Below are 24,798 nucleotides of genomic sequence, written 5' to 3' on the forward strand. Positions count from 1 at the left end.
GCCGGTCAGAACAAAACCGAACCCAAGGAAAGCCGCCAACTCAAGGCGTTCTGCCCCTTGCGTTCTTTCATTGGAGATATTCATGGGCCTTTTCAGTTTTATCAAGAACGCCGGCAAGAAGCTTGGCATCGGTGGCGATGATGACGCACCGGATGCGGAAAGCGTGCAGAAGGAACTCGCATCCCACGATCTCGGCACCAAGGACGTGCAGGTCGAAGTGGCGGGTGACAAGGTCGTGCTGAAGGGTGTCGTGAAAGACCAGAGCGTCTTCGAAAAGGCCGTCGTCGCCGTCGGCAATACGCTCGGCGTTTCCGCCGTCGAAGCCTCGGAGCTCAAGGTCGCCGATGCCGGTGCGGCACCAGCCCCCGCCAAGGCGCCGGTGTTCTACACCGTCAAGAAGGGCGACAACCTCTGGAAGATCGCCGAAGCGCAATACGGCAAGGGCAAGGGCGCCAAGAACACCCTGATCTTCGAGGCGAACAAGCCGATGTTGACCCACCCGGACAAGATCTATCCCGGTCAGGTTCTGCGCATTCCGGATCTGGACGCGGCCTGAGCGTGACCGTCCGACGTTTCGCTTTCACGGCGCTGGTTGGGCTTTGCCTTGCCGGCGCCGCCGTCGCTCAGCCGTTCCGTGAGCCGGCAAAAGGCAGCACCGAACGTGCCGCGATCCTTGACGCGATCCGCCCGGCGGTCGAAGCGGAGATGCGTGGACCTGTCGAGTTCGTGGTGATAACCATGCGCGCCGCCCCCAACTGGGCTTTCATGCAGGTCGAACCGCAGCGCCCCGGCGGCGGGACGATCGACCCCGCGCAAACCGGGTTGCGCGACGAGGCCGACATGGTGGATGGTCTGACGGTGTTCGCACTCGTCAGTTTCCAGAATGGCCGCTGGAACCTTGTCGATCATGTTGTCGGGCCGACGGATGTCGCCTACGCCGGCTGGCCGCTTCGCTATGGCGTACCGGCGGCACTTCTCGGCCTCGAATAAGAGGACTGCCAGTCATGCAGGTGCTCCCGAAAGGGATCAGACATATTCCGGGTTATCTCGATCGCGCCCGGCAGGAGCAGCTTGTCGAGGCGATTCGGTCAGTCGTTGCCGAAGCGCCGCTCTTCGTGCCGGAAATGCCGAAGACCGGCAAACCCATGTCCGTGCGCATGACCAATTGCGGTTCGCTCGGCTGGGTCACGGATCGCGATCGCGGCTATCGTTACCAGGCTCAGCATCCGGTGACCGGAAGGCCGTGGCCGCCGATGCCGGACATATTGCTCGAGATCTGGAACGCCGTTTCCGCCAGCCAAAAGACGCCGGAAGCCTGTCTCGTCAATTTCTATTCCGAGGAAGCGCGCATGGGCCTGCATCAGGACCGTGACGAGCGCGATCTCGAAACGGCTGTCGTGTCGATCTCGCTCGGCGACAGCTGCCTGTTTCGCGTCGGCAGCAACACGCGCGGAGGCCAGACGATGTCTTTCCGGCTGGAAAGTGGCGACGTCGTGGTGCTGGGCGAGGAGGGGAGGCTCGCCTTCCATGGCGTCGACCGGATCTATCCGGACACGTCGACGCTGCTGAAGAACGGCGGCCGGGTCAATCTGACGCTCCGCCGCGTCAATCCTTGAGCCCATCCCAGCTCAGAGCTTGCGAAGCGCCACCTTTTCCGTCAGGTGGTTCGGACCCTTCTGCAGGATCAGGTCGGCGCGTGGGCGCGTCGGCAAGATGTTCTGATGCAGGTTTTTCAGGTTGATGTTGTGCCAGAGGCCCTCGGCGATCGCACGGGCCGCATCCTCGCTGATCGTGGCGTAGCGATGGAAATAGGATTCCGGGTTCTTGAAGGCGGTTTCGCGCAGCCGCATGAAGCGGTTGACGTACCAGCTGTGGATCAGGCTTTCCTCGGCATCGATGTAGATCGAGAAGTCGAAGAAATCCGACACCATTGGCACGATCTTGCCGTCGGCGGGCAGGTTGCGCGACTGCAGGACGTTGATGCCTTCGAAGATCAGGATATCCGGCCGGTCGATGACGGTGAACTGGTCCGGCAGCACGTCATAGGTCAGGTGCGAGTAGCTCGGCGCCCTGACGTTCGGCTGACCGGCCTTGATTGCCGACAGGAAGCGCAGGAGCGCGCCGACGTCGTAGCTTTCCGGGAAGCCCTTGCGGTCCATCATGTTTTCACGCTGGAGCACGGCGTTCGGATAGAGGAAGCCGTCCGTCGTCACCAGGTCGACCTTCGGGCTCGACGGCCACCGCGACAAAAGCTGCGCGAGGATACGCGCCGTCGTCGACTTGCCGACGGCGACCGATCCGGCAATGCCGATGACGAAGGGTGTCTTCGTCTCGGACATGCTGAGGAAGCGCTTGCGCTGCTCGAACAGCATCTGCGACGATTCCACATGGGTCGAGAGCAGGCGCGACAGCGAGAGGTAGATCTGCCGGACTTCGCGCAGATCGACCGGGTCGTTCAGCGAGCGCAGCCGCTGCACCTCGTCGGCCGTCAGCGTCATCGGCGTGTCGGCGCGAAAGCGCGACCATTCTTCGGCGGTGAAGAAATGATAGGGCGAATAGTCCTGCTTCTGCGGGTTGTCGGGCAGGTCGGCCGCTTCGATGTCTTTCGCCGCTATCGTCATGGGATCTGCCGATTTGCCTTTTCCTGCAGGCCGGATTGGTTCGTCCGCCGCTGAAGTTCGTTCAGAACATCCTGCAACGGAACCTCGGCGATCTTCAATACGACCATCAGATGATAGAGGAGATCGGCGCTCTCGGCGACGAGATTCGCACGGTCGTTGCTGATGGCGGCGATCACCGTCTCGACGGCTTCCTCGCCGAGTTTCTTAGCCGCCTTCGGTTGGCCGTTCGCCACCAGTTTTGCCGTCCAGGATTCGTCCGGCGCTGCCATCGCGCGCATCGCGACGATGGCCTCGAGGTCGGAAAGTGAGAAGTCGGCCATGGGAAGTCCTGAACCTTTAGTCGAGGCGCATGGCGATGCCATGCTCTGCCATATAGCGCTTGGTTTCGCCAATGCTATAGGTGCCGAAGTGGAAGATGGAGGCGGCAAGCACCGCTGTCGCGTGGCCGTCGCGGATACCCGCGACCATGTGGTCGAGGTTTCCGACGCCGCCGGAAGCAATCACCGGCGCGCGAACCGCATCGGCAACTGCGCGGGTGAGAGCGATGTCGTAGCCGCTCTTCGTTCCGTCGCGGTCCATCGAGGTCAAAAGGATCTCGCCGGCGCCAAGGTCGACGACCCGGCGGGCAAACTCAATCGCGTCGATGCCTGTCGGCTGGCGGCCGCCATGGGTAAAAATCTCCCAGCGGTCCGCTTCGCGGTCCTTCGAGACCTTCTTGGCGTCGATGGCAACGACGATGCACTGGTTGCCAAACTTGTCGGCGGCTTCGGCGACGAATTCCGGGTTCTTCACCGCAGCCGTGTTGATCGACACCTTGTCTGCGCCGGCCAAGAGCAGCTTGCGGATATCGGAGACCTGGCGCACGCCGCCGCCGACCGTCAGCGGCATGAAGCATTGCTCGGCAGTGCGGGCGACGACATCGAAGATCGTCTCGCGGTTGTCGGAGGAGGCGGTGATGTCGAGGAAGCAGAGCTCGTCGGCACCGGCAGCGTCATAGGCGCGTGCCGCCTCCACCGGGTCGCCGGCGTCGATGAGATCGACGAAGTTGACACCCTTGACCACACGGCCGTCCTTGACGTCGAGGCAGGGAATGACACGGGCTTTGAGGGTCATGGATCAGGCCTTTCTCGCGGCGCGGATCAGGGTGAGCGCTTCCTCAGGATCGATGCGGCCGTCATAAAGCGCGCGGCCGGAGATGGCGCCTTCGAGCTTCCTCGCGTCCGGTTCGACCATTCGGCGGATGTCGTCCATCGAGGCGAGACCGCCCGACGCGATGACCGGAATGGAAACCGCGTCCGCCAGTTCCAGCGTCGAGTCCCAGTTGATGCCGGTCAAGATGCCGTCGCGGTCGATGTCGGTATAGATGATCGCGGAGACGCCGGCACCCTCGAACTTCTTGGCAAGCTCGATCACGCCAAGTTCGGACGCCTCCGCCCAACCCTCGACGGCGACCTTGCCGCCCTTGGCGTCGATGCCGACGGCAACCTTGCCCGGGAACTTGGCGCAGGCCTCAATCACCAATGCCGGATCGCGCACGGCAACGGTGCCGAGAATGACACGCGCAAGACCGCGCGACAGCCAGTTTTCGATATGCTCCAGCGTGCGGATGCCGCCGCCGAGCTGCACCGGGTTCCTGGTCGCCTCGAGGATGGCGTCAACGGCGGCACCGTTGACCGTCTCGCCGGCAAAGGCGCCGTTCAAGTCAACCACGTGCAGCCACTCGAAGCCTTGGTCTTCAAAGGCGCGGGCCTGGGCGGCCGGATCCGGGTTGTAAACCGTCGCCTGGTCCATGTCGCCGAGCTTCAGGCGTACGCATTGCCCGTCCTTCAGGTCGATCGCGGGAAAAAGGATCATGGGTCTGTCCAATCAGTCGTGCGAAAGCCTCAGGGCTTCCAGCGCAGGAAATTCGAGATGAGGGCAAGGCCAAGCGCCTGGCTCTTCTCCGGGTGGAACTGCGAGCCGGCCTTGTTGCCGTTGGCGACGAAGGCTGTGACGGGGCCGCCATAGTCAGCCTCGGCAATCACGTCGCCGGCGTTTTCGGCCGCCAGATGGTAGGAGTGCACGAAATAGGCGTGCAGGCCGTCTTCGCCAACCCGGATGCCGTCAAACAGCGGATGCTCGCGCTTGAGCGTCAGCGTGTTCCAGCCGATCTGCGGGATCTTCAGCGTGGTGTCGGCGGGCGTCATCTCGACGACGTCGCCGGGAATCCAGCCGAAACCGTGGGTGATGGTCTTTTCGAGCCCGCGCGACGACATCAGCTGCATGCCGACGCAGATGCCGAGGAACGGCCGGCCGGCCTGTTCCACCACCTCGGTCAGCGCTTGCTCCATACCGTCGACCGCGGCGAGGCCACGGCGGCAGTCGGCATAAGCGCCGACGCCTGGAAGCACAATGCGGTCGGCGCTTGCCACGCGCTCCGGCTTGTCGGTGAGGTCGATCTCGGCGGAAATGCCCGCCTCGCGCGCAGCCCGCTCAAAGGCCTTGGTGGCCGAGCGCAGGTTGCCCGAGCCGTAATCGATGATGGCGACGCGCATCAGCGTTCTCCGTAGGAATCAAAAAGGCCAAGCCCGGTGCCGCCCTTTGAAGGCTGGCGCACGGTCCAATCGGCCGGGGAGGGCGGAACGGGCGTCTTTTCGCTTGGCGCAACGCTCGTGAAATAGATCTCTTCGGCCGCTTCCAGATCGGTGGCGGGAACGATGGAGCGCAGCGTCCAGTCGCGAGCCGTCAGGCTGCGTGCGACCAGAACCGGCCCCTCCAGAGCGACGACAAGGCGCAGGGCGAGCTGAGCGAATAGCGATGGCAGGAAGCCGCTTTCGTGGATCAGCAGGGAGATTAACGAAATCTGGAAAACAGCAACTGCGATTCCGATCACCCATTGCCGCTTGGCGAGTAGCCACAGCGCCGGGAAGAGAAAGGCCCACCAGGAGAAGCCGTCGGCGACGAAGCGCGCGCGCTCGTCGTCGGCACGTGCACCCGGCGGGGTCAGGATCAGATAAGAAGCCATGGTTTCAGCCAGTGACTGGCCGCTTCAGGCAAGGGTCCCCTTGGTCGAGGGAACGCGGCCGGCCTGGCGCGGGTCGATTTCGGTTGCCGTGCGGAGCACGCGGGCGACGGACTTGAAGCAGGTCTCGGCGATATGATGGTTGTTGGCGCCGTAGATGTTCTGGATATGCAGCGTGATCCCGGCGTGCTGGGCCAGCGCCTGGAAAAACTCGCGCACCAGTTCCGTGTCGAAGGTGCCGATCTTCGGCGCGCTGAAATTGACGTTCCAGACGAGGAACGGGCGACCGGACACATCCACGGCTGCGCGCGTCATCGTCTCGTCCATAGCTAGGTCGAGCGAAGCATAGCGGGTGATGCCGCGTCGATCGCCGAGCGCCTTGGCAAGGGCCTGGCCGATGGCAATGCCGGTATCTTCCACCGTATGGTGGTCGTCGACATGCAGGTCGCCGTCGGTCTTGATCTCCATGTCGATGAGCGAATGGCGGGCGAGCTGGTCCAGCATATGGTCGAAGAAGCCGACGCCGGTCGAAATCTTCGAAGCGCCGGTGCCGTCGATGTTGACCGATACGGACACCGCGGTTTCGTTGGTCTTGCGCGAAACCTCTGCAGTGCGGCTGGACGTGGCTTCTGCCATCGGGCTCTCCTCAAGTGGCTGACGCGGCTCCTTATCAGGCAAAAGCTGAAATATCCAGAACTTGCGCGCCGATTCGAAATCACCCGACGCCAGGCTCCGAACGAAGATTGCGCCGTCGGGCGGTTGCCATTTGCAAATGTGTCTGCCGTACTTACATAGGCCTCAAGCAACCAGGCTCGTGTCGCGAGCCGCAACGCCCCGCGTATTGGGGGCCCACAGGTAACTTCATGAGTGAACACAATCCCTACGGAACGATGCATGCGACGACCATCATCACGGTCCGCAAGGATGGCAAGGTGGTCATGGCCGGCGACGGCCAGGTGAGCCTCGGCCAGACCGTGATGAAGAGCAATGCCCGCAAGGTGCGCCGCCTTGCCAAGGGCGATGTGATCGCCGGATTTGCTGGTGCCACCGCCGACGCCTTCACGCTTCTCGAACGGCTCGAGGCAAAGCTCGAGCAGTATCCCGATCAGCTGATGCGCGCGGCGGTCGAGCTTGCCAAGGACTGGCGGACCAACAAGTATCTGCGCAACCTCGAAGCGATGATGCTTGTCGCTGACAAGTCGATCACGCTGGCGATCACCGGTAATGGCGACGTTCTGGAACCCGAGCATGGCACGATCGCCATCGGCTCCGGCGGCAACTACGCCTTCGCAGCCGCCCGCGCGCTGATGGACAGCGACAAGTCGGCCGAGGACATCGCGCGACGTGCGCTGCAGATCGCCGGTGACATCTGCGTCTATACCAACCACAATATCGTGGTGGAGACGCTGGATGCCGAATGAACGGCCGCATGTCAGCTTCGTGCCGGTGGTCGACGATCACCTGCCGTTGCTGCGTGCCTGGCTGAGTGAACCGCATGTGCGGCAATGGTGGGGCGAGCCCGACAAGGAAGTGGAACTGATCCGCGAAGGCTGTGCTGCCGGTGAAGTGGAGGGTTACATCTTCCACGTAGGCGACGAGCCGGCCGGCTACATCCAGTCCTGGATCCCTTTCCGATATCCGGACGAGGAGCCATGGGCCAGGGATCTGCCGGCCGATGTGCCCGGCATCGATATCTTCGTTGGCCCGGCGGAACTGACGGGCAGGGGTGTCGCGGCACTGGCGCTCAGGGCTTTCGCCGAACGGCTGTTTGCCGCTGGCGCGCCCCGGATCGTGATCGACCCCGATGCGGGCAACCGTCGGGCGGTTAGCGCCTACACCAAAGCCGGCTTCGTGCCCTACGCAGAATGGATAGATGTTTCCGGCCGCACGCTCCTGATGGAGCTGACGCGGACCGAGTTTGAGAGGACTACATGAGTACGTTTTCACCCAGAGAGATCGTGTCGGAACTCGATCGCTACATCATTGGCCAGAAGGACGCCAAGCGCGCTGTGGCCATCGCGCTTCGCAACCGCTGGCGCCGCCAGCAGCTTGGCGACGAGCTGCGCGACGAGGTGATGCCGAAGAACATTCTGATGATCGGGCCGACCGGCGTCGGCAAGACCGAGATCTCCAGGCGCCTCGCCAAGCTCGCCGGCGCGCCGTTCGTCAAGGTCGAGGCGACGAAGTTCACCGAAGTCGGCTATGTCGGCCGCGACGTCGAGCAAATCATCCGCGACCTCGTCGAGATCGGCATCGGCCTGGTGCGCGAGAAGCGTCGCACCGAAGTGAAGGCCAAGGCCCATCAGAATGCCGAGGAGCGCGTGCTCGACGCCTTGGTCGGTGCCACGGCTTCGCCGGCGACGCGCGACAGTTTCCGCAAGAAGCTGCGCGCCAACGAACTCGACGACAAGGAGATCGAGGTCGACCTTGCCGAGACCGGTTCGCCGGGTGGTTTCGAGATCCCGGGCATGCCCGGCGCCAACATCGGCGTCTTGAACCTTTCGGAAATGTTCGGCAAGGCCATGGGCGGCCGCACCAAGAAGGTCAAGACCACGATCAAGGCCTCGTATGATCTCCTGATCAACGATGAGTCCGACAAGCTGCTCGACAATGAGCAGATCCAGCGCGAAGCGGTCAAGGCGGTCGAGGACGACGGCATCGTCTTCCTCGACGAGATCGACAAGATCGCCTCGCGCGAGGGCGGCATGGGCGCGGGCGTATCGCGCGAAGGCGTGCAGCGCGACCTGCTGCCGCTGGTCGAAGGCACGACCGTTGCGACGAAATACGGACCGGTCAAGACCGACCACATCCTGTTCATCGCTTCCGGTGCCTTCCACGTGGCCAAGCCCTCCGACCTCTTGCCGGAATTGCAGGGCCGTTTGCCGATCCGGGTCGAGCTTCGCGCGCTGACCAAGGAAGACTTCCGCCGCATCCTGACGGAGACCGAGGCAAGCCTCATCCGCCAGTATAAGGCGCTTCTCGAAACGGAAGAGGTCAAGCTCGACTTCACCGACGATGCGATCGATGCGCTTGCCGATGTTGCCGTGCAACTGAACGCCAGCGTCGAGAACATCGGCGCCCGTCGCTTGCAGACGGTGATGGAGCGGGTACTGGACGAAATCTCGTTCAATGCTCCGGACCGTGCCGGCCATGAGGTGACGATCGACGCCGAATATGTGCGCAAGCACGTCGGCGACATCGCCGCCAACACCGACCTGTCGCGCTACATCCTGTGACATTTCGGTGGACGCGGGCACGCAAACGCCTGCAACCCTGAATGCGTCGGCCGCCTGTCTCTCGACAGGCGGCCGCATATTTTCTAACACGGGCGCGGACATTGATCGTGCGCCGGGCATCTTTCCGACATGATCTTGGCGTAGGAGCCGCCCCGCCGACCGAGGCAGCCTCCATCAGTCACAGGAAGAAGAGATCGTGCGTTTTACCGCCTGCATGCTCGCTATCGCCACGTTTTGCCTGACCGCAAGCCAGACACTCGCAGCGACCGCCGTTCCGCCGGGAAACCGCAATGTCGAGCAGCCAGGTATCCCCGGCGCTTCCGTGCGGCGCACCAAGGCGGGCCGCACCTCCTTTGATGCCAAGTTCGAGAAGGTCCGCGATCTGCTGGCGACCGACAAGCAGCTGATCAGCAAGATCAAGTCCGTGTCGCGCGCCTATGGCATTGCGCCGATCCATATGGTCGGCGCCATCGTCGGCGAGCACACCTACAATGTCGACGCCTATGACCGGCTGCAGTCCTATTACGTCAAGGCTGCGGCCTATGCCGGCAATAGCTTCCAGTTCGGCTATGACGGTGAGACCATCGCAGAATTCGTTGCCCGGCCGCAGTTTTCCGAATGCGGCGCCAAGAAGGGTGCCTATGCGCTCTGGAGCTGCCGCGAGCGGGTCTGGGACATTGACTTTCGCGGCAAGTCGGTCGGCGGCAAGTCCTTCCCGAACAACCGCTTCAGTGCTGTGTTCTTCCAGCCGTTCTTTGCCGGCCAAACCTTCGGCCTTGGCCAGATCAACCCGCTGACGGCGCTGATGCTGACGGATATTGTCTCGAAGACGTCGGGCTATGACCGGCTTGATGAGAACAACGCCGCCGGCGTCTACGAAGCGATCATGGATCCGGACGTCTCGCTCGCCTATATGGCCGCCTCGATCCGCCATTCGATCGATGCCTACAAGTCGATTGCCGGCATCGACATTTCCACCAATCCCGGGGTGACTGCGACGCTCTACAATGTCGGCAATCCGGATGGCCGTGCAGCAGCCCTTGCTGCCAAGATCCAGAGCGGCCAGGCCCAGTGGCCGGAGGAAAATTATTACGGCTGGCTCGTCAACGACAAGCTTTCGGAGCTTGAAGGCCTGTTGTGATTCACGTGAAGCACTTTCCTTGATTGCGCCGTAAAAACCTGAAATCATTGGCGCAATCGAGAAAGGCAATCACCATGGACATGCGTCCGGAGCCCTTCGAGCCGCCGGCTCCCATTCCGCGAGTGGGCATCCCTTCCTACCTGCAGATCATCAGGACGGTCCTGCGCAACCCGCTCGAACTGTGGGGCGAGCCGTCCTACACCTTGCCCTGGATCGAGACCAAGTTCGTCAACCAGCGCACCCTGATCGTCAACGATCCCGGCCTCATCCGCCACATCCTCGTCGACAACGTCGGCAATTACGAAATGTCGAAGGTGCGTCGGCTGATCCTGCGGCCGATCCTGCGCGACGGATTGCTGACCGCAGAAGGCGAGATCTGGAAGCGTTCGCGCAAGGCGATGGCGCCGGTGTTCACGCCGCGCCACGCCAAGGGCTTTGCCGGTCAGATGTTGCGCAGTTCGGAAGCATTCGTCGAGCGCTATGCCGGCGCCGGAAAAGCGCCGTTCACGACCAACATCGCCGCGGACATGACGGAACTGACCTTCGACATCCTTGCCGAGACCCTGTTTTCCGGCGAGGTTGCGGTCGAAAAGGACGGCTTCGTCCAGAGCGTCGAGGAACTCCTGCATCGCATGGGCCGCGTCGACCCCATGGACGTGTTGCTAGCGCCGGAATGGGTGCCCCGATTGACGCGCATTGGCGGCAAGAAGGTGATGAACCGTTTCCGCTCGATCGTCTCCGAGACGATGGCGCTGCGCCGGCGCAAGATGGCGCAGGATCCTGAGGGGACGCCGAAGGACTTCCTCACGCTGCTCCTGGAGATCGAAGGCAGCCAGGGCCTTTCGACCGCCGAGATCGAGGACAATATCCTCACCTTCATCGGTGCCGGGCATGAGACGACCGCCCGGGCGCTTGCCTGGACGCTCTATTGCATCGCCAATACGCCGGCATACCGGGAGACGATGGAGGCGGAGATCGATGCTGCAATTGCAAGCGGTGCGGATCCGGTCGACTGGCTTGGGCTGATGCCGCATGTGCTTGCCGCCTTCGAGGAGGCGATGCGGCTCTATCCGCCGGCACCTTCGATCAACCGTGCGGCGATCGAAGAGGACGAGTGGACGTCACCCTCCGGTGAGCGCGTGCGCATACCCAAGGGTATCGCCGTGCTGATCATGCCCTGGACGCTCCACCGCCACGTGCTCTACTGGGACAAACCGCGCGCCTTCATGCCGGAGCGCTTCCTGCCGGAAAACCGCGAGAAACTGCATCGCTACCAATACCTGCCGTTCGGTGCCGGTCCGCGGGTCTGTATCGGCGCCACTTTCGCGCTGCAGGAGGCGGTGATCGCGCTCGCGGTGTTGATGCACCGCTATCGCTTCGATCCGAACGAGGAGACCAATCCTTGGCCAGTGCAGCGCCTCACTACTCAACCGCGGGGCGGCTTGCCGATGAGGGTGTCGGCTCGCTGAAGGTCTTGCCGGGAATCGGCGATTGCACCGATCGAACCGGGGAATCGGCCGGCTTCGGTTGCTGCAGCAGCTTCGACGGCTTCTTGATCGCCTTGATCTGCGCGCAGGTGGCGTCGCCGACATTGTCGCAGGGTTTATAGACGACGATCTCGCTGCCGGCGCCATCGTCCCAGACGGCCTGGATCGTCAGCGTCTGTGCCGTTTTCGCGGGAAGCGAGATGTAGACATACTCGGCCGTCTCGTCGCCCGGCAGGTTGAACGGCAGCTGCGGATTGCATTTGGCCAGCGGAAAACGCTGGTCGAGTGCGTCCGAATTGATCGAGTAGCGGATTTCCGATAGCCGGCAATGCATCGTCTGCAATGCGGTGAAATAGATTAGCTGCCGGTCGTCATAGTCGCGAAACTGGATCCAGCCGGTCTGCTTGTTGGCGTCCAGCATCGCCTTGTAGATAGCGACTTCCGGCAGTTGCGGCTTGTATTCCTCTTCCTCGGCATCCTGGGCGCGCGGTGCGCTGGCGTGAAAGCCAAGCAAGCCTACTGCCAGCAGCGAAGCGATGAGTGACGGACGGCGGCGTTTGTGCATGCGAGGGACCCCTGACATTCTCGTGGGGTGTCGCTGAACTCATCGTCCATGTCTGCGACACGATGGTTTTCTTCTGAAATATGTCATATCACCGCATCGATCCCCATTGAACCCGGGGCCTTGCCCCGCGCGAACTTCCGGACTGGCGCGAATTGACCTCCCATTTTCTTCTCGGCATCGACACCGGCGGCACTTACACCGACGCCGTTCTCTTCTCGGAGACGCAAGGTGTCGTCGCCAAAGCCAAGGCATTGACGACCCGCCATGACCTGGCGGTCGGCATTTCCGGTGCGGTCGAGGCTGTGCTCGATCAGGCAAAGGTGCCGGTTTCGGCGATCAGCATGGTGTCGCTGTCGACGACGCTTGCCACCAACGCCCTGGTCGAAGGGCAGGGGGGACGCGCCGGCCTCGTCATGATCGGTTTCGGCCCGGACGATCTGAAACGCGACGGTTTGCAGGACGCGCTCGGTTCCGATCCAGTGATCTTTCTGCCGGGTGGCCACAATGTGCATGGTGGAGAAACCCCGCTCGACATGAGTGAACTTGACGCCGCCCTGCCGGTGCTTGCCGGTCAGGTCTCCTCCTTCGCCATTGCCGGCTACTTCGCAGTCCGCAATCCGGATCATGAGAAGCGGGTGCGTGAGCGCATTCGAGAAGTCTCGCATTTGCCGGTGACCTGCAGCCATGAGCTCTCTTCGAAGCTTGGCGGCCCGCGCCGGGCGCTGACGACACTGCTTAATGCCCGTCTCGTCTCGATGATCGACCGGCTGATCGGCTCCTGCGAGGGGTTCCTGAAGGCGCGCGGCATCGATGTGCCGATGATGGTAGTGCGTGGCGATGGTGCGTTGATCTCGGCGGAGGAGGCGCGGTTGCGCCCGATTGAAACGATCCTCTCGGGTCCGGCGGCAAGCCTCGTCGGAGCACGGCACCTGACCGGCCTCGACAATGCGGTCGTCTCCGACATCGGCGGTACGACGACCGACGTTGCGGTTCTCGACTCTGGCCGCCCGCGGCTCGATGCCGAAGGCGCCGTCGTCGGCGGTTTTCGCACCATGGTCGAAGCGGTCGCGATGCGCACCTATGGCCTCGGTGGCGATTCGGAAGTGCGCATCAACGACCGCGGTCTCAAGGCAAAGCTCGATCTTGGGCCGCGCCGGCTGATGCCGCTCAGCCTTGCCGCCGCGCTGCATGGCGATGCCGTCCTGTCGGTGCTTGAAAAGCAGATGCGCGCGCAGCACCGTGGGCGTCACGACGGAAGGCTTGCGGTTCGCACTGGCCTGCCGGATCATCTCGCAAGCGGGCTCCAGCCGCAGGAACAGGCACTCTACGAGCGCATCGGCGCCGTGCCCGTTGCTCTGGAAACGCTGCTCACCTCGACGCCGCAGAAGGCGACGCTCGACCGGCTGGTCGCGCGTGGGCTTGTGCATATCTGCGGCATCACCCCTTCCGACGCCATGCATGTGCTGGGTCGGCAGTCGCAATGGAACCTCGAAGCGGCACGCCTCGGGATCGAACTTGCGGCCCGCACCCGCGACGGCTCCGGCCAACCGATCGCCGCCTCGCCCGAAGTCATGGCCGAGATGATCGTCGACCGGCTGACGCGACAATCCTGCGATGTCATCCTGCAGGCCTGTCTCGGCGAAGACGGCGCCGGCGCCATCGATCCCGCCGTTTCGCAGGCTGTCGACCGCGCGCTCACCCGCGCGGCTGGCATCGTCCGCTTCTCGCTTGCGCTCGATCGTCCGCTTGTCGGTCTTGGCGCTTCGGCGCCGGTTTATTATCCTGATATTGCCGAGATGCTCGGAACCGACGCGGCCATTCCCACTGAGGCGGGAGTTGCCAATGCTGTGGGCGCCGTGGTTGGCCAGGTCAGGGCCACGGTCACTGTCTTCGTGACGATGCCGGAGGAGGGCATCTATGTCGTCAACGGCGCCGGTGCCAGCGAACGTTTCCTGGATCAGGATCAGGCTTTCGAGGCCGCGCGCCGACGCGCCGAGATCGTGGCACTGGAAACGGCGCGTACCAACGGTGCCGATGATCCCGCCTCAATGCTGCGTGAGGAAATCGATGCGCCCGAAGTCGAGGGCAGCCGCAAGCTGATCGAGGCCCGGTTCATCGCGTCTGCCAGCGGCCGGCCGCGCATCGCTCACGATTGATCTTTTCGATTTCGGAAACAATTCTTCGCATCCTTGCAGAATTGACAGGGAATGAATTGGTGAGAAACTGCGGCCGTTTCGCGCGTACATTGCGTTTCGGGCAGGTGCCGGAAGATTTCCGCGAGCCTCCGGGCGCAAGACAAAAATGTTGGGGCGTCTTCATCGCATCCGGTCGGATCGGTGGCGCTCCTTCCGTCTATTTCAAGGAGTTGGCAGATGGACCGCATTGAAAAGTATGGTTTGAGGATTGATGCGGGTCTCCATCAGTTTCTGGTGGAAGAGGCGATGCCGGGCACCGGTATCGATGCGGAGCATTATTTCGAGCAATTCTCCGGCCTCGTGCACGAACTCGCTCCGAAGAACCGGGCGCTGCTTGCCAAGCGCGACGATCTCCAGGCCAAGCTCGATGCCTGGTACAAGCAGAACGGCGCCCCAAGCGACATCGAGACCTACCAGGCCTTCCTGAAGGATATCGGCTACCTGTTGCCGGAAGGCGGCGAGTTCAGCGTCTCCACGGCCAATGTCGATCCGGAGATCGCGACGATCGCCGGCCCGCAGCTCGTCGTCCCGGTCATGAACGCCCGCTATGCGCTCAACGCCGCCAATGCGCGCTGGGGTTCGCTTTATGACGCGCTCTACGGCACGGACGCGATTTCCGATGCCGATGGCGCAGAAAAGGGCCGCGGCTACAATCCCAAGCGCGGCGCCAAGGTCATTGCCTGGGCCCGCGACTTCCTCGATGCCAGCGCGACGCTGGCGAAGGGAAGCTGGGCCGACGTCACGTCTCTGAAGGTTGCCGGCGGAGCGCTGGCGATCGGGCTCAAGGACGGCGAAAGCACGACGCTGCGCAATGCCGCGCAGTTCGTCGGCTTTTCCGGTCAGGAAGGCGCGCGCTCCGAGGTTGTTCTCCGGCACAACAATCTGCATGCGGTCATCGTGCTCGACGCCTCGACGCCGATTGGTAAGGAAGATCCAGCCGGGATTTCCGACGTCATTCTCGAATCGGCAATCACCACGATCATGGACTGCGAGGATTCGGTCGCCGCCGTCGACGCCGAGGACAAGGTCGTCGTCTACCGCAATTGGCTCGGCCTGATGAAGGGCGATCTTTCGGAAGAGGTTTCCAAGGGCGGAAAGACCTTCACCCGTCGCCTCAATGCCGATCGTACCTACACGGCTGCTGCCGGCGGCACGTTGTCGCTTCCCGGCCGCTCGCTGATGCTGGTCCGCAACGTCGGCCACCTCATGACGAATCCGGCTATCCTTGATCGCGACGGCAATGAAGTGCCCGAGGGCATCATCGACGCCATGGTCACGGCACTGATCGCCCTGCATGATATCGGCAACGGCGGTCGCCGCATGAACTCGCGCGCGGGTTCGATGTATGTCGTCAAGCCGAAGATGCATGGCCCCGAGGAAGTCGCTTTCGCCAGCGAGATTTTCGCCCGCGTCGAAAGGGCGCTCGGCATGCCCGCCAACACGATGAAGATGGGCATCATGGATGAGGAACGGCGCACGACCGTCAACCTCAAAGAATGCATCCGCGCCGCCAGCCAGCGCGTCGTCTTCATCAACACCGGCTTCCTCGACCGCACCGGCGACGAGATGCACACGTCCATGGAAGCCGGCCCGATGATCCGCAAGGGTGACATGAAGCAGGCCGCCTGGATCGGAGCCTACGAGAACTGGAACGTCGACATCGGTCTCGAGTGCGGCCTTTCCGGCCACGCCCAGATCGGCAAGGGCATGTGGGCGATGCCCGACCTGATGGCCGCGATGCTCGAGCAGAAGATCGCCCATCCCAAGGCCGGCGCCAACACCGCCTGGGTTCCGTCGCCGACGGCGGCAACGCTGCATGCGACGCATTACCACCGCGTCAATGTTGCCGAAGTCCAGGCAGGCCTGAAGAGCCGTACCCGCGCCAAGCTCTCCGACATCCTCTCGGTGCCGGTCGCCGTCCGGCCCAACTGGACGCCGGACGATATCCAGCGCGAACTCGACAACAACGCGCAAGGCATCCTCGGCTACGTCGTGCGCTGGATCGATCAGGGCGTCGGCTGCTCGAAGGTGCCGGACATCAACAATGTCGGTTTGATGGAAGACCGCGCGACGCTGCGCATCTCCGCCCAGCACATGGCCAACTGGCTGCACCATGGCGTCGTCACCGAGGCACAGGTCGTCGAGACGATGAAACGCATGGCAGCGGTCGTCGATGGTCAGAACGCCGATGACGCGCAGTATGTGGCGATGGCCGGTAATTTCGACGGTTCGATCGCCTTCCAGGCGGCGCTAGAGCTGGTTCTGAAGGGCCGCGAACAGCCCAGCGGCTACACCGAGCCGGTTCTCCATCGCCGCCGTCTGGAGTTGAAGGCGCGCAACGCCGCCTGATTCTCGGATCGGACCCGAGCGTTTTCGACAAGGCCGCGCGTTCTCTGGAACGCGCGGCCTTGTGTTTTTTGACAGGTCGGCTTCGGTCTAGAACTCGGCCCACCCGTCGGTGGCCAGTGCCGCGTTTCCTTGGGCGGCGTGCGGGTTCGACCGCTTGGCGACCCGAAGGCTGCGATCGCCATGATGATAGCTGACCGCTGCCGCTACCGCCGGATGCCGGAGTTCCGATCCTGTATTGGCGTTAGTGCCACCGCCGAGCGCGAAGCGTCCGATCAGGTTGCGCAGGTTCATGCCCTCCTGCGCCAGGTTGGCAGAGGCGGCATTGGCTTCCTCGACCATTGCGGCGTTCCTCTGCGTCACCTGGTCCATCTGGTTGACGGCGGTGTTGACCTCACTGAGGCCCACCGATTGTTCGCGGGCGGACGTGGCGATCGCGGCCATATGCTCGTTGATGGTGATGACATGCGCCTCGATCGTCTGCAGCGCCTCGCCGGTGTCGCGCACCAGGCGCACGCCGTTCTCGACTTCCTGGCTCGATGTGCGAATGAGATCCTTGATTTCCTTGGCCGCCTTGGCCGAACGCTGGGCCAACTCGCGCACTTCCTGGGCGACGACGGCAAAGCCCTTGCCTGCCTCCCCGGCTCGAGCCGCCTCGACGCCGGCGTTCAGTGCTAGAAGGTTCGTCTGGAAGGCGATCTCGTCGATGACGCCGATGATGCTGGAAATCTGGCTGGACGATTCCTCGATCCGCCGCATGGCTTCCACCGCATTGGCAACGACGACGGCCGACTGGGCGGCGCTGGTCTTCGCCTCGCCGGCAACATCGCGGGCTTCCTCCGTCCGCCGTGAAGAGTTGCTGACATTGGCGGTGATCTGATCGAGCGCCGCCGCCGTTTCCTCCAGCGAAGCGGCCTGCTGTTCGGTGCGCTTCGACAGGTCGTCGGCGCTCTGGCTGATCTCGCGCGTGCCCATGCCGATATTGTCGGCGCTGTTGGCAACGGCAAGAAGCGCATCGTTGAGCTGGTCGGCCGCCTTGTTGAGGTCATGCCGCAGCTGTTCGAACTCGGCGGCGAAAGGTTCGGTGAGCCGGACGGCGAGGTCGCCGTTGGCCAGCCGTTGAAGTCCGGCGGCAAGCCCGGCCGTCGCCTGCGTCAGCCTCTCCTGCGCTGCCTGCTCCGCCTGCTTCTCAACGCGGAGGCGCTCGGCTTCGCTGTTGCGGCGGTTCTCTTCCGCTTCTGCCTGCAGCCGCAGGTTCGACCGCGCCGCCTCGCGGAAGGACTGGATGGCACGGGCCATTTCGGTAATCTCGTCTTTGCCGGTCACCGGCTCGTCGCGCTCTTCGATGTGCCCATCGATCAGCTTGCGCATGGCGGCGATCTGGCGGCCGAGCGGTCCGACGATACCGCGCAACACCACCAGGAGCGTGCCGGCGCCGAGCGCCATCACCAGGACGATGATGGCGATGCTGAGCTTCTGCACGGCATTGAATTCATGGTGCTTGGCCTCGAAGGTCGCGCCCGAGAGCTCGACCTGCAAGTCCGAGATTTCGGAGATCGTTGCCGTCAGCGGGTCGATCGTTGCGTAGAGCTTATCGCGCACGAACGCATCGAGCGCCTTCTGATCCTTGGCTGAGAGAATTTGCGTCAGCGCCGTGATCGAATCCATCGCGACAACCATCTGGCGCTCGGCATCGCTGACCAGCCGGCGTTCCTCGTCGGTCATCGTCGTTGCCGCATAGGCATCCCAGTTGCTCTTGATGACACCGCGCGCCGCGTTCACCGAGGCGAGCCCGCTCTCCATCGTCTCGTTGCCGTTGCGCACCTTGTGGGCGGCATCGACGATCGAGACGGCAAAGGCGTCGGATGTCGCCTTGAGGTTCTTCAGTGGCACGATGCGATCGGCATAGACTGCGTCCATCGTGTCACTGGTTTCCGACAGCATGCTCTGGCTGTGAATGGCGATGCCTATGGCGATGGATGACAGCAGCGCTATCGCGCCGATAAGCTTGGTCTTGATCAGCATGGCCAGTCCCTCCCGAACGGGTTTCTGGGCATACTGTTTCGCTTATTTAGATAACGCTTACTTAATAACTGGCTGAATTTAAGTCGAAATTGATCTTTTATCGACCAACACGATCATCCTTCGCGACCCTGATTTGAGTGCATTTGCGCAGAGCAACTTTGCGTCGTCGGTAGCGCGCCGTTGCGCCATTCTGGCGCTAGCAAGTGCTGGTTGAAGGCGGATACGAAAAAGCCGCCGAACGGATCGGCGGCTTCGTCAAGGTCGGTCTTGTCGCGATTACTGCTGCACGACGACGCGGGCGCTCTTGCCGGGACGGACGCGCGAGTAGAGGTCGATGATGTCCTGGTTCATCAGACGAATGCAGCCGGACGAAGCGGCAGTACCGATCGACGACCATTCCGGCGTGCCGTGCAGGCGGAACAGCGTGTCCTTGCCTTCATCGTTGAAGAGGTAGAGCGCACGCGCGCCGAGCGGGTTCTTGAGGCCGGGGCCCATGCCTTCCTCGACATACTTGGCCACTTCCGGCTTGCGTTCGGCCATTTCCTTCGGCGGATGCCACATCGGCCATTCCTGCTTCCAGGCGACGTAGGCCTCGCCTTCCCATGCAAAGCCGGCCTTGCCGACGCCGATGCCGTAACGCACGGCCTTGCCGCCCGGCAGCACGTAGTAGAGGAAGCGGTTCGGCGTGTTGACGACGATCGTTCCAGGGCGCTCCTTGGTGGTGTAGTCGACGATCTGGCGATGGTAGCGGCTGTCGACCTTGTTGATCGGGATGGCGGGCAGCGCGTAGCCGTGATCCTCAACAGCGCCATAATCGCCCGTGAAAATCTGATTCGTGGCAATAGTCACCGGCGCGGGCTCATTGGCCGCGGTTTCAGGCTTGGACGAGGTTGTCGAGCAGCCGGCAACAGCGAGTGTGGCCGCGAGGCTGCACAAGAGGAAGGCATTGCGGAAGCGCATGGGAGTCTCTTAAAAAGAAGCGAAGAAAAACTGGGTCGCCGCGACCAACAGTGACTACGGTTATTTTCGATTAGTTTGTGCTATGCAAGAGATTGCGCGGCCACAATTTGGCCAGAAGGTGCAAATTCCGTGACGCTGGCTTTTTTGCAACAAAATGGCCGGCGCAAAGGGGCCCCGGACGCATGACGATCCTCTCCATCCATGGTGACAACCCGCTGATCGACGGCCGCCAGTCGAATCGCGCGATGATGGTCCGCCGCGGCGTGCAGCGGTTGTTCGCCGAACTGGGCCATTCGGTGTTGCCCGAACTGACGCTTTCAAGCGGAAGGCGCGCCGATCTCATCTCGCTGTCGGCCAAGGGAGAGATCTGGATCGTCGAGATCAAGACCTCGATCGAGGACTTTCGGGTCGACCGCAAGTGGCCGGACTACCGAATGCATTGCGACCGCCTGTTCTTCGCGACCCATGCCGGCGTCCCACTCGATATTTTCCCTGAGGAGTGCGGCCTGTTGCTGTCGGATGGTTATGACGGCCACATTGTTCGCGAAGCGCCTGAACACAAACTCGCAGCCGCGACGCGCAAGTCGGTGCTGCAGCTCTTTGCCCGCACCGCGGCGCAACGCCTGATGCTTGCAGAGTGGGCGGCCGAGCGCAACAACGAGCTTGGCGGCTCGATCGGCGACATTCTTTCGGGCAGCCGCGACAGCGGCAACTGACGGACGTTACTTCGGCGCCCGCTTGGCGAGAATGCGCTGCAGGGTGCGGCGGTGCATGTTGAGCCGACGTGCCGTTTCCGAGACGTTGCGCTCGCACATTTCATAAACGCGCTGAATATGTTCCCAACGGACGCGATCGGCCGACATCGGGTTTTCCGGCGGCTCCACCCGCTCGCCCTGGCGCTGTACCAGGGCCGCGAACACCTCGTCTGCGTCGGCGGGCTTGGCGAGGTAATCGACCGCGCCGAGCTTGACCGCGTTCACGGCGGTGGCGATGTTGCCATAACCAGTCAGCATGATCATGCGTGTGTCGTCGCGGCGGCTGCGGATCGCCTCGATGACGTCCAGACCGCTGCCGTCGCCAAGCCTGAGGTCGATGACGGCGTATTTCGGCGGATTGCCCTTCGCCTTGGCAATGCCCTCGGCCACCGATTCGGCAATGTCGACGGTGAAGCCGCGCGCTTCCATGGCGCGGGCAAGCCGCCTGAGGAACGGGGCATCGTCGTCGACGAGCAGCAGTGTGCGGTCCGGTCCGATCAGTTCGGCGTCCTGGGCGGGTGTGCTGGGCGAAGCTGTCGATTTGTCGGTCATACTGGCAATCCTTGGGCGAAAACCATCCGTTTTCACCGAGATTATAGGTTTCATCCAATGCCGTTCAATAAACTGCCAAACGTCATTTCGCCAGTTTCGTATCCATCAGGGCGCGCGGCCATTCGACGCTGACCCGGGCGCCCGGTTTGTCCGACCCGCCGTTCTCGAAGCGCAGCCGGGCGCCGGAACGTTCAAGCAGCGTCTTGGCGATGAACAGGCCAAGGCCGAGGCCGCCGGCGCTGTCGTCCTTCTGCCGGCGCGTGACATAGGGCTCGCCGATGCGCTGGAGGATTTCCGGCGCGAAGCCGTCGCCATCGTCGGCGATCGTCACCTTGACGCGATCGGCCGTATGCTCGACCGTGACCGTCACTTCCTTCTTGGCATAATCGACGGCGTTTTCGAGCAGATTGCCGAGGCCATAGAGAATACCGGCATTGCGGTTGCCGACAGGCTCGGTAGCGCGGTCGCCCTTCTCGACGAGGTTGATGTGGATGCCGAACTCGCGGTGCGGTGCCATCACCTCCTCGATCAGCGAGGAGAGCGGCAACAGCCGCATGTGCTCCTCCTCCGACGACAGCGTCGTCAGCCGTTTCAGGATGTCGCGGCAGCGTTCGCTCTGGCTGCGCAAGAGGTGCACGTCTTCGCCGAACCGCGGATCGTTGCCGAGCTCGCGCTCCATCTCCTTGGCAACGACGCTGATCGTCGCGAGCGGCGTGCCGAGTTCGTGCGCCGCCGCCGCCGCCAGCCCGTCGAGCTGCGAGAGGTGCTTTTCGCGCTGGAGCACGAGTTCCGTCGCCGTCAGCGCCTCCGACAGTTCGCTCGCCTCGAGCGAAACGCGATAGGTATAGAAGGCGGCAAAGGCGGTCATCGACACGATCGCAAACCAGATGCCGGCCGTCAGCACCCGCGGCATGAGGAGAACGGTGCCAGGATACCAGGGAAGGGGAAAGGGCGAGAAGGCGAGCGCGGTGATGGCGATCACCGCGAAACCGGCAAGGATGATGCTGTGCGGTTTGGGCTGCGACGCCGACGAGATGATGACCGGCACGCAGAGCAGCGGTGCGAACGGGTTGGTCAGCCCGCCGGTGATGAACAAGAGCCCGGTAAGCTGGGCGAGATCGAGGCCAAGGAGCGCGAAGGCAGCGGGCGGCTGCAGCCGGTGCGTCGGCGGATAGCGCAGCGTCACATAGGCGTTGACCAGCGCGAGGCTGGCGATCAACACCAGGCAGGAGATCAACGGCAGCGGAAACTGCAGCCAGAACGCGGTAATGAAGACCGCGATCGATTGGCCCCCGACCGCAAGCCATCGCAGACGAACAAGCGTCTGCAGGCGCAGGCTGCGGTTGCTGGTCTGGTCGTTGTTGTGTTCGAGTGCGACTGTGGTCATTCGTGCCTGCATTCTGTCATCTGTGCTGTCGGTTCATGTACCACGCGGCTTCGCCCGTGTCGTCGGCGCCGCATTGGCCGGATCCTCGGGCCAGGGGTGTTTTGGATAGCGCCCGCGCATGTCGGCGCGCACGTCCCGCCAGGAACCGGCCCAGAAACCGGGCAGATCGCGTGTCGTCTGGATCGGGCGATGTCCGGGCGAGATCAGCTCGAGCAGCAGCGGCAGGCGACCGTCGCCGATCGCCGGATGGCTCTTGAGGCCGAAGAGCTCCTGCACGCGGATCGACAGCAGCGGCTCGTCGCCATCGTAGTGGATCGGATGTCTTTGCCCGGTCGGTGCTTCGAAATGGGTGGGGGCGAGCCTGGTTAGTTCTCGCTGCCGATCGTGCGGAATCAGCGACAGCAGGCCGTCGGAAAGGTTAGACGCCTTGATGTCGGCAATGGCGGTGACGCCATGCTGGAAAGGCACGAACCAGTCGTCGAGGCGATCGAGCAGGGCGTCGTCGGAGACGTCGGGCCAGGGCTCGCCGATCGACCGGTTGAGGAAGCCGATCCGGTCGCGCATCTGCATCGCCTCCTTCGAGAACGGCAGCACCGCGAGGCCGAGCTGCCGGACCCCGTCGGCGAGCGCCTTGGCGGCGGGCTCTCCGGTCGGCCGGGCAAGTGGCGTCTCCTCGAAGATAATGGCACCGAGCCGGGTGACCCGGCGGGCGCGCACCTGTCGGCTCGCCTTGTCGAAGACGCTCTGGTCTTCACGGGTGATCGCTTCGGGCATATGGGCCTCGACCTCGGCCCGCGTCAGCTCGGCGGCCGCCAGCACGCGCTGGCCGCCGGCCCGGCCGGTCAGGTCAGCGATCACCAGCATCGAGGCTGCGGCAAGCCGCTCGGTCTCTGGAATCTCCGCACCGCGTCCGTTCGCCATCACAAACCGGCCCCGTCCGCCGCGCTGGAGCGCGATCCGGTCGGGGAAGGCATGCATCAGCAATGCACCGGGCCGGATTGGTTCGTTCGATCTCGGCGCCCCTTTCAGCTCGGCTGCCATGCGGCGTGCGAGGTTGCGTGAAGCCTCGGCCCGGTCGCCGCGCTCCTGGCGGAAGCGGCGCAACCTATCTTCGAGATCGATGCTGTTGCCGCCCAGCCCCTGTTCGGTCAGCATCACCGCCAGGAGGCAGGCGGCATCGGCCTGGCCCTCGGCCGCCGCGGCAACGGCCATTGCCGAAAGGCGCGGCGGCAGTGCCAGGTCGCGGATCTTGCGGCCCGTCGGCGTCAGCGCCCCAGCCTCGTCCAGTGCGCCGAGTGTCGTGAGCAGCTTCCGTGCTTCGGAAAGGGTCGTTTCCGGCGGCGGATCGATGAAGGCAAGAGTTGAGGGATCGCTGACGCCCCAGTGGGCGCAGTCGAGCAGCAGGCCGGAAAGATCGCTGGCGAGAATCTGCGGCGGCGTGAAGGCGGCAAGCGCCGCTGTCTGGCCGCTGTGCCAGAGGCGGACGGCGATGCCGGGTTCGGTTCGACCCGCGCGGCCGGCGCGCTGATCGGCGGAAGCGCGTGACACCCGCACGGTCTCTAGCCGGGTGATGCCGGTTGCCGCCTCGAACACCGGCAGCCGCTGCAGACCGCTGTCGATGACGATGCGCACACCGTCGATGGTAATCGAGGTTTCGGCGATCGAGGTGGCGAGCACGATCTTGCGCGTACCGGCAGGTGCCGGCCGGATCGCAGCGTCCTGCTCCTTCTGTGTCAGGTTGCCATAGAGCGGTACGATGGCGGTAGCGGCGTCGAACCGATCCTTAAGCCGCTCGGCGACACGGGTGATTTCGGCCTGGCCAGGCAGGAAGGCGAGAATAGAGCCTTCTTCCATGCGATGCGCCTCGCCGATCGCCCGCACCATCGTATCTTCGACGCTCTCGCCGCCGCGGTCCTGGTAACGGATGTCGATGGGATAGCTGCGCCCCTGGCTTTCAATGACGGGCGCATCCCCGAGAAGGGCAGAGACCCGCTCCACGTCGAGTGTTGCCGACATCACGATGATCTTCAGGTCGTCGCGCAATGCCGCCTGAACGTCGAGCGCCAGCGCCAGGCCGAAATCGGCATCGAGCGAGCGCTCGTGGAATTCGTCGAACAGCACGGCCGCGACGCCCTTCAGTTCCGGGTCGTCGAGGATCATGCGGGCGAAGACGCCTTCGGTCACGACCTCGATGCGGGTTCTGGCGGAGATGCGGTTGTCGAGGCGCATGCGGTAGCCGACGGTTTCGCCGACCTTTTCGCCAAGCAGCTCGGCCATGCGGCCTGCGGCCGCGCGCGCGGCCAGCCGCCGCGGCTCGAGCAGGATGATCTTACCGTCCTTTGCCCAGAGCTGCTCGAGCAGGAACAGAGGGACGAGCGTCGTCTTGCCGGCGCCGGGAGGAGCCGAAAGCACTACGGAGGGGCCTGCCGCCAGTGCATGCGCGAGCGCTGGCAGCACGTCGCGAACCGGAAGCGCAGGAAGCTGTATCGTCACGTCTGGGTCTCCGCTCCCGTTGGGGTGGGTCGTC

Annotated in this window: 24 protein-coding genes; 11 read left to right on the top strand and 13 right to left on the bottom strand. The window is 63.4% G+C overall.

Annotated features, from left to right (window positions below):
- Positions 1 to 82: 82 nt before the first annotated feature.
- From lysM to MKZ91_RS30455, 3 genes are read left to right on the top strand one after another with little or no spacing between them, the layout of a single operon-like run.
- Complete coding sequence (gene lysM, locus MKZ91_RS30445) at positions 83 to 556, top strand: peptidoglycan-binding protein LysM (RefSeq protein ID WP_336174757.1); 474 nt, start codon at positions 83 to 85, stop codon at positions 554 to 556.
- 2 nt (positions 557 to 558) lie between these two features.
- Positions 559 to 990, top strand: coding sequence for a hypothetical protein (locus tag MKZ91_RS30450; RefSeq protein ID WP_336174758.1), 432 nt, complete (start codon positions 559 to 561; stop codon positions 988 to 990).
- Positions 991 to 1,004: 14 nt separating this feature from the next.
- Positions 1,005 to 1,616 carry an alpha-ketoglutarate-dependent dioxygenase AlkB gene (locus MKZ91_RS30455; RefSeq protein ID WP_336174759.1) on the top strand — a complete coding sequence of 204 codons (612 nt, stop codon included), beginning with the start codon at positions 1,005 to 1,007 and terminating at the stop codon, positions 1,614 to 1,616.
- Positions 1,617 to 1,628: 12 nt separating this feature from the next.
- Here MKZ91_RS30455 and coaA read toward each other — a convergent pair whose 3' ends face one another.
- Genes coaA through hisB form a run of 7 tightly spaced genes read right to left on the bottom strand, consistent with a single transcriptional unit; the run spans position 1,629 to position 6,258 of the window.
- A complete protein-coding gene (coaA, locus tag MKZ91_RS30460; RefSeq protein ID WP_336174760.1) occupies positions 1,629 to 2,621 on the bottom strand; it encodes a type I pantothenate kinase in 993 nt (330 codons plus the stop codon).
- Positions 2,618 to 2,941: a phosphoribosyl-ATP diphosphatase gene (locus MKZ91_RS30465; protein ID WP_336174761.1), complete on the bottom strand. Its 324-nt coding sequence runs from the start codon at positions 2,939 to 2,941 to the stop codon at positions 2,618 to 2,620. The genes coaA and MKZ91_RS30465 overlap by 4 nt, the downstream gene beginning before the upstream one ends.
- A 16-nt stretch (positions 2,942 to 2,957) precedes the next feature.
- The gene (gene hisF / locus MKZ91_RS30470) at positions 2,958 to 3,734 is read right to left on the bottom strand and encodes an imidazole glycerol phosphate synthase subunit HisF (protein ID WP_336174762.1); all 777 of its coding nucleotides are present in this window, start codon (positions 3,732 to 3,734) and stop codon (positions 2,958 to 2,960) included.
- A gap of 3 nt (positions 3,735 to 3,737) precedes the next feature.
- Positions 3,738 to 4,475 carry a 1-(5-phosphoribosyl)-5-[(5-phosphoribosylamino)methylideneamino]imidazole-4-carboxamide isomerase gene (gene hisA, locus MKZ91_RS30475; protein ID WP_336174763.1) on the bottom strand — a complete coding sequence of 246 codons (738 nt, stop codon included), beginning with the start codon at positions 4,473 to 4,475 and terminating at the stop codon, positions 3,738 to 3,740.
- A 29-nt stretch (positions 4,476 to 4,504) separates the two neighbouring features.
- Positions 4,505 to 5,155, bottom strand: a complete 651-nt coding sequence (gene hisH, locus MKZ91_RS30480) for an imidazole glycerol phosphate synthase subunit HisH (RefSeq protein ID WP_336174764.1) — start codon at positions 5,153 to 5,155, stop codon at positions 4,505 to 4,507.
- Entirely contained in the window at positions 5,155 to 5,625 is a 471-nt protein-coding gene (locus MKZ91_RS30485; RefSeq protein ID WP_336174765.1) for a DUF2628 domain-containing protein, read from the bottom strand. Before MKZ91_RS30485 ends, hisH begins: the two co-directional genes overlap by 1 nt.
- Before the next feature lie 24 nt (positions 5,626 to 5,649).
- Positions 5,650 to 6,258, bottom strand: coding sequence for an imidazoleglycerol-phosphate dehydratase HisB (gene hisB, locus MKZ91_RS30490; RefSeq protein WP_336174766.1), 609 nt, complete (start codon positions 6,256 to 6,258; stop codon positions 5,650 to 5,652).
- 227 nt (positions 6,259 to 6,485) lie between these two features.
- Between hisB and hslV the strand changes: the two genes are divergently transcribed.
- The 5 genes from hslV (at position 6,486) to MKZ91_RS30515 (ending at position 11,468) form a co-directional block, all read left to right on the top strand.
- Positions 6,486 to 7,043 (top strand): ATP-dependent protease subunit HslV, encoded by a 558-nt coding sequence (gene hslV, locus MKZ91_RS30495; protein WP_057252069.1) that lies wholly within the window; start codon positions 6,486 to 6,488, stop codon positions 7,041 to 7,043.
- Positions 7,033 to 7,557 carry a GNAT family N-acetyltransferase gene (locus MKZ91_RS30500; protein WP_336174767.1) on the top strand — a complete coding sequence of 175 codons (525 nt, stop codon included), beginning with the start codon at positions 7,033 to 7,035 and terminating at the stop codon, positions 7,555 to 7,557. Before hslV ends, MKZ91_RS30500 begins: the two co-directional genes overlap by 11 nt.
- A complete protein-coding gene (hslU, locus tag MKZ91_RS30505) occupies positions 7,554 to 8,858 on the top strand; it encodes an ATP-dependent protease ATPase subunit HslU (RefSeq protein WP_336174768.1) in 1,305 nt (434 codons plus the stop codon). The genes MKZ91_RS30500 and hslU overlap by 4 nt, the downstream gene beginning before the upstream one ends.
- A 196-nt stretch (positions 8,859 to 9,054) precedes the next feature.
- A complete protein-coding gene (locus tag MKZ91_RS30510) occupies positions 9,055 to 9,999 on the top strand; it encodes a DUF1402 family protein (RefSeq protein WP_442892373.1) in 945 nt (314 codons plus the stop codon).
- 74 nt (positions 10,000 to 10,073) lie between these two features.
- Positions 10,074 to 11,468, top strand: a complete 1,395-nt coding sequence (locus MKZ91_RS30515; protein ID WP_336174769.1) for a cytochrome P450 — start codon at positions 10,074 to 10,076, stop codon at positions 11,466 to 11,468.
- Here the strand turns inward: MKZ91_RS30515 and MKZ91_RS30520 are convergent.
- A complete protein-coding gene (locus MKZ91_RS30520; RefSeq protein ID WP_336174770.1) occupies positions 11,422 to 12,051 on the bottom strand; it encodes a hypothetical protein in 630 nt (209 codons plus the stop codon). The genes MKZ91_RS30515 and MKZ91_RS30520 overlap by 47 nt on opposite strands.
- A 152-nt stretch (positions 12,052 to 12,203) precedes the next feature.
- On the opposite strand from MKZ91_RS30520, the gene MKZ91_RS30525 reads away from it, so the two are divergent.
- Together MKZ91_RS30525 and MKZ91_RS30530 are read left to right on the top strand one after the other, a co-directional pair.
- Entirely contained in the window at positions 12,204 to 14,207 is a 2,004-nt protein-coding gene (locus MKZ91_RS30525; RefSeq protein WP_336174771.1) for a hydantoinase/oxoprolinase family protein, read from the top strand.
- Positions 14,208 to 14,423: 216 nt separating this feature from the next.
- Positions 14,424 to 16,595, top strand: coding sequence for a malate synthase G (locus MKZ91_RS30530; protein ID WP_336174772.1), 2,172 nt, complete (start codon positions 14,424 to 14,426; stop codon positions 16,593 to 16,595).
- A gap of 87 nt (positions 16,596 to 16,682) precedes the next feature.
- Here the strand turns inward: MKZ91_RS30530 and MKZ91_RS30535 are convergent, their stop codons facing one another.
- A complete protein-coding gene (locus MKZ91_RS30535; protein WP_336174773.1) occupies positions 16,683 to 18,617 on the bottom strand; it encodes a HAMP domain-containing methyl-accepting chemotaxis protein in 1,935 nt (644 codons plus the stop codon).
- Positions 18,618 to 18,893: 276 nt separating this feature from the next.
- Positions 18,894 to 19,577 (bottom strand): L,D-transpeptidase, encoded by a 684-nt coding sequence (locus MKZ91_RS30540; RefSeq protein ID WP_336174774.1) that lies wholly within the window; start codon positions 19,575 to 19,577, stop codon positions 18,894 to 18,896.
- Between the two features lie 182 nt (positions 19,578 to 19,759).
- On the opposite strand from MKZ91_RS30540, the gene MKZ91_RS30545 reads away from it, so the two are divergent.
- Positions 19,760 to 20,293, top strand: a complete 534-nt coding sequence (locus MKZ91_RS30545) for an MmcB family DNA repair protein (RefSeq protein ID WP_336174775.1) — start codon at positions 19,760 to 19,762, stop codon at positions 20,291 to 20,293.
- Between the two features lie 6 nt (positions 20,294 to 20,299).
- On the opposite strand, the gene MKZ91_RS30550 is transcribed toward MKZ91_RS30545, so the two are convergent.
- The 3 genes from MKZ91_RS30550 to hrpB all read right to left on the bottom strand — a co-directional run bounded on the left by MKZ91_RS30550 (position 20,300) and on the right by hrpB (position 24,764).
- Complete coding sequence (locus tag MKZ91_RS30550; RefSeq protein WP_336174776.1) at positions 20,300 to 20,884, bottom strand: ActR/PrrA/RegA family redox response regulator transcription factor; 585 nt, start codon at positions 20,882 to 20,884, stop codon at positions 20,300 to 20,302.
- Between the two features lie 82 nt (positions 20,885 to 20,966).
- Entirely contained in the window at positions 20,967 to 22,271 is a 1,305-nt protein-coding gene (locus tag MKZ91_RS30555; protein ID WP_336174777.1) for an ActS/PrrB/RegB family redox-sensitive histidine kinase, read from the bottom strand.
- Between the two features lie 33 nt (positions 22,272 to 22,304).
- The gene (hrpB, locus tag MKZ91_RS30560) at positions 22,305 to 24,764 is read right to left on the bottom strand and encodes an ATP-dependent helicase HrpB (protein ID WP_336174778.1); all 2,460 of its coding nucleotides are present in this window, start codon (positions 24,762 to 24,764) and stop codon (positions 22,305 to 22,307) included.
- Positions 24,765 to 24,798 lie beyond the last annotated feature (34 nt).

Origin of the sequence: Ensifer sp. MJa1, assembly GCF_037026475.1 — a bacterium.
Taxonomy (GTDB): domain Bacteria; phylum Pseudomonadota; class Alphaproteobacteria; order Rhizobiales; family Rhizobiaceae; genus Ensifer.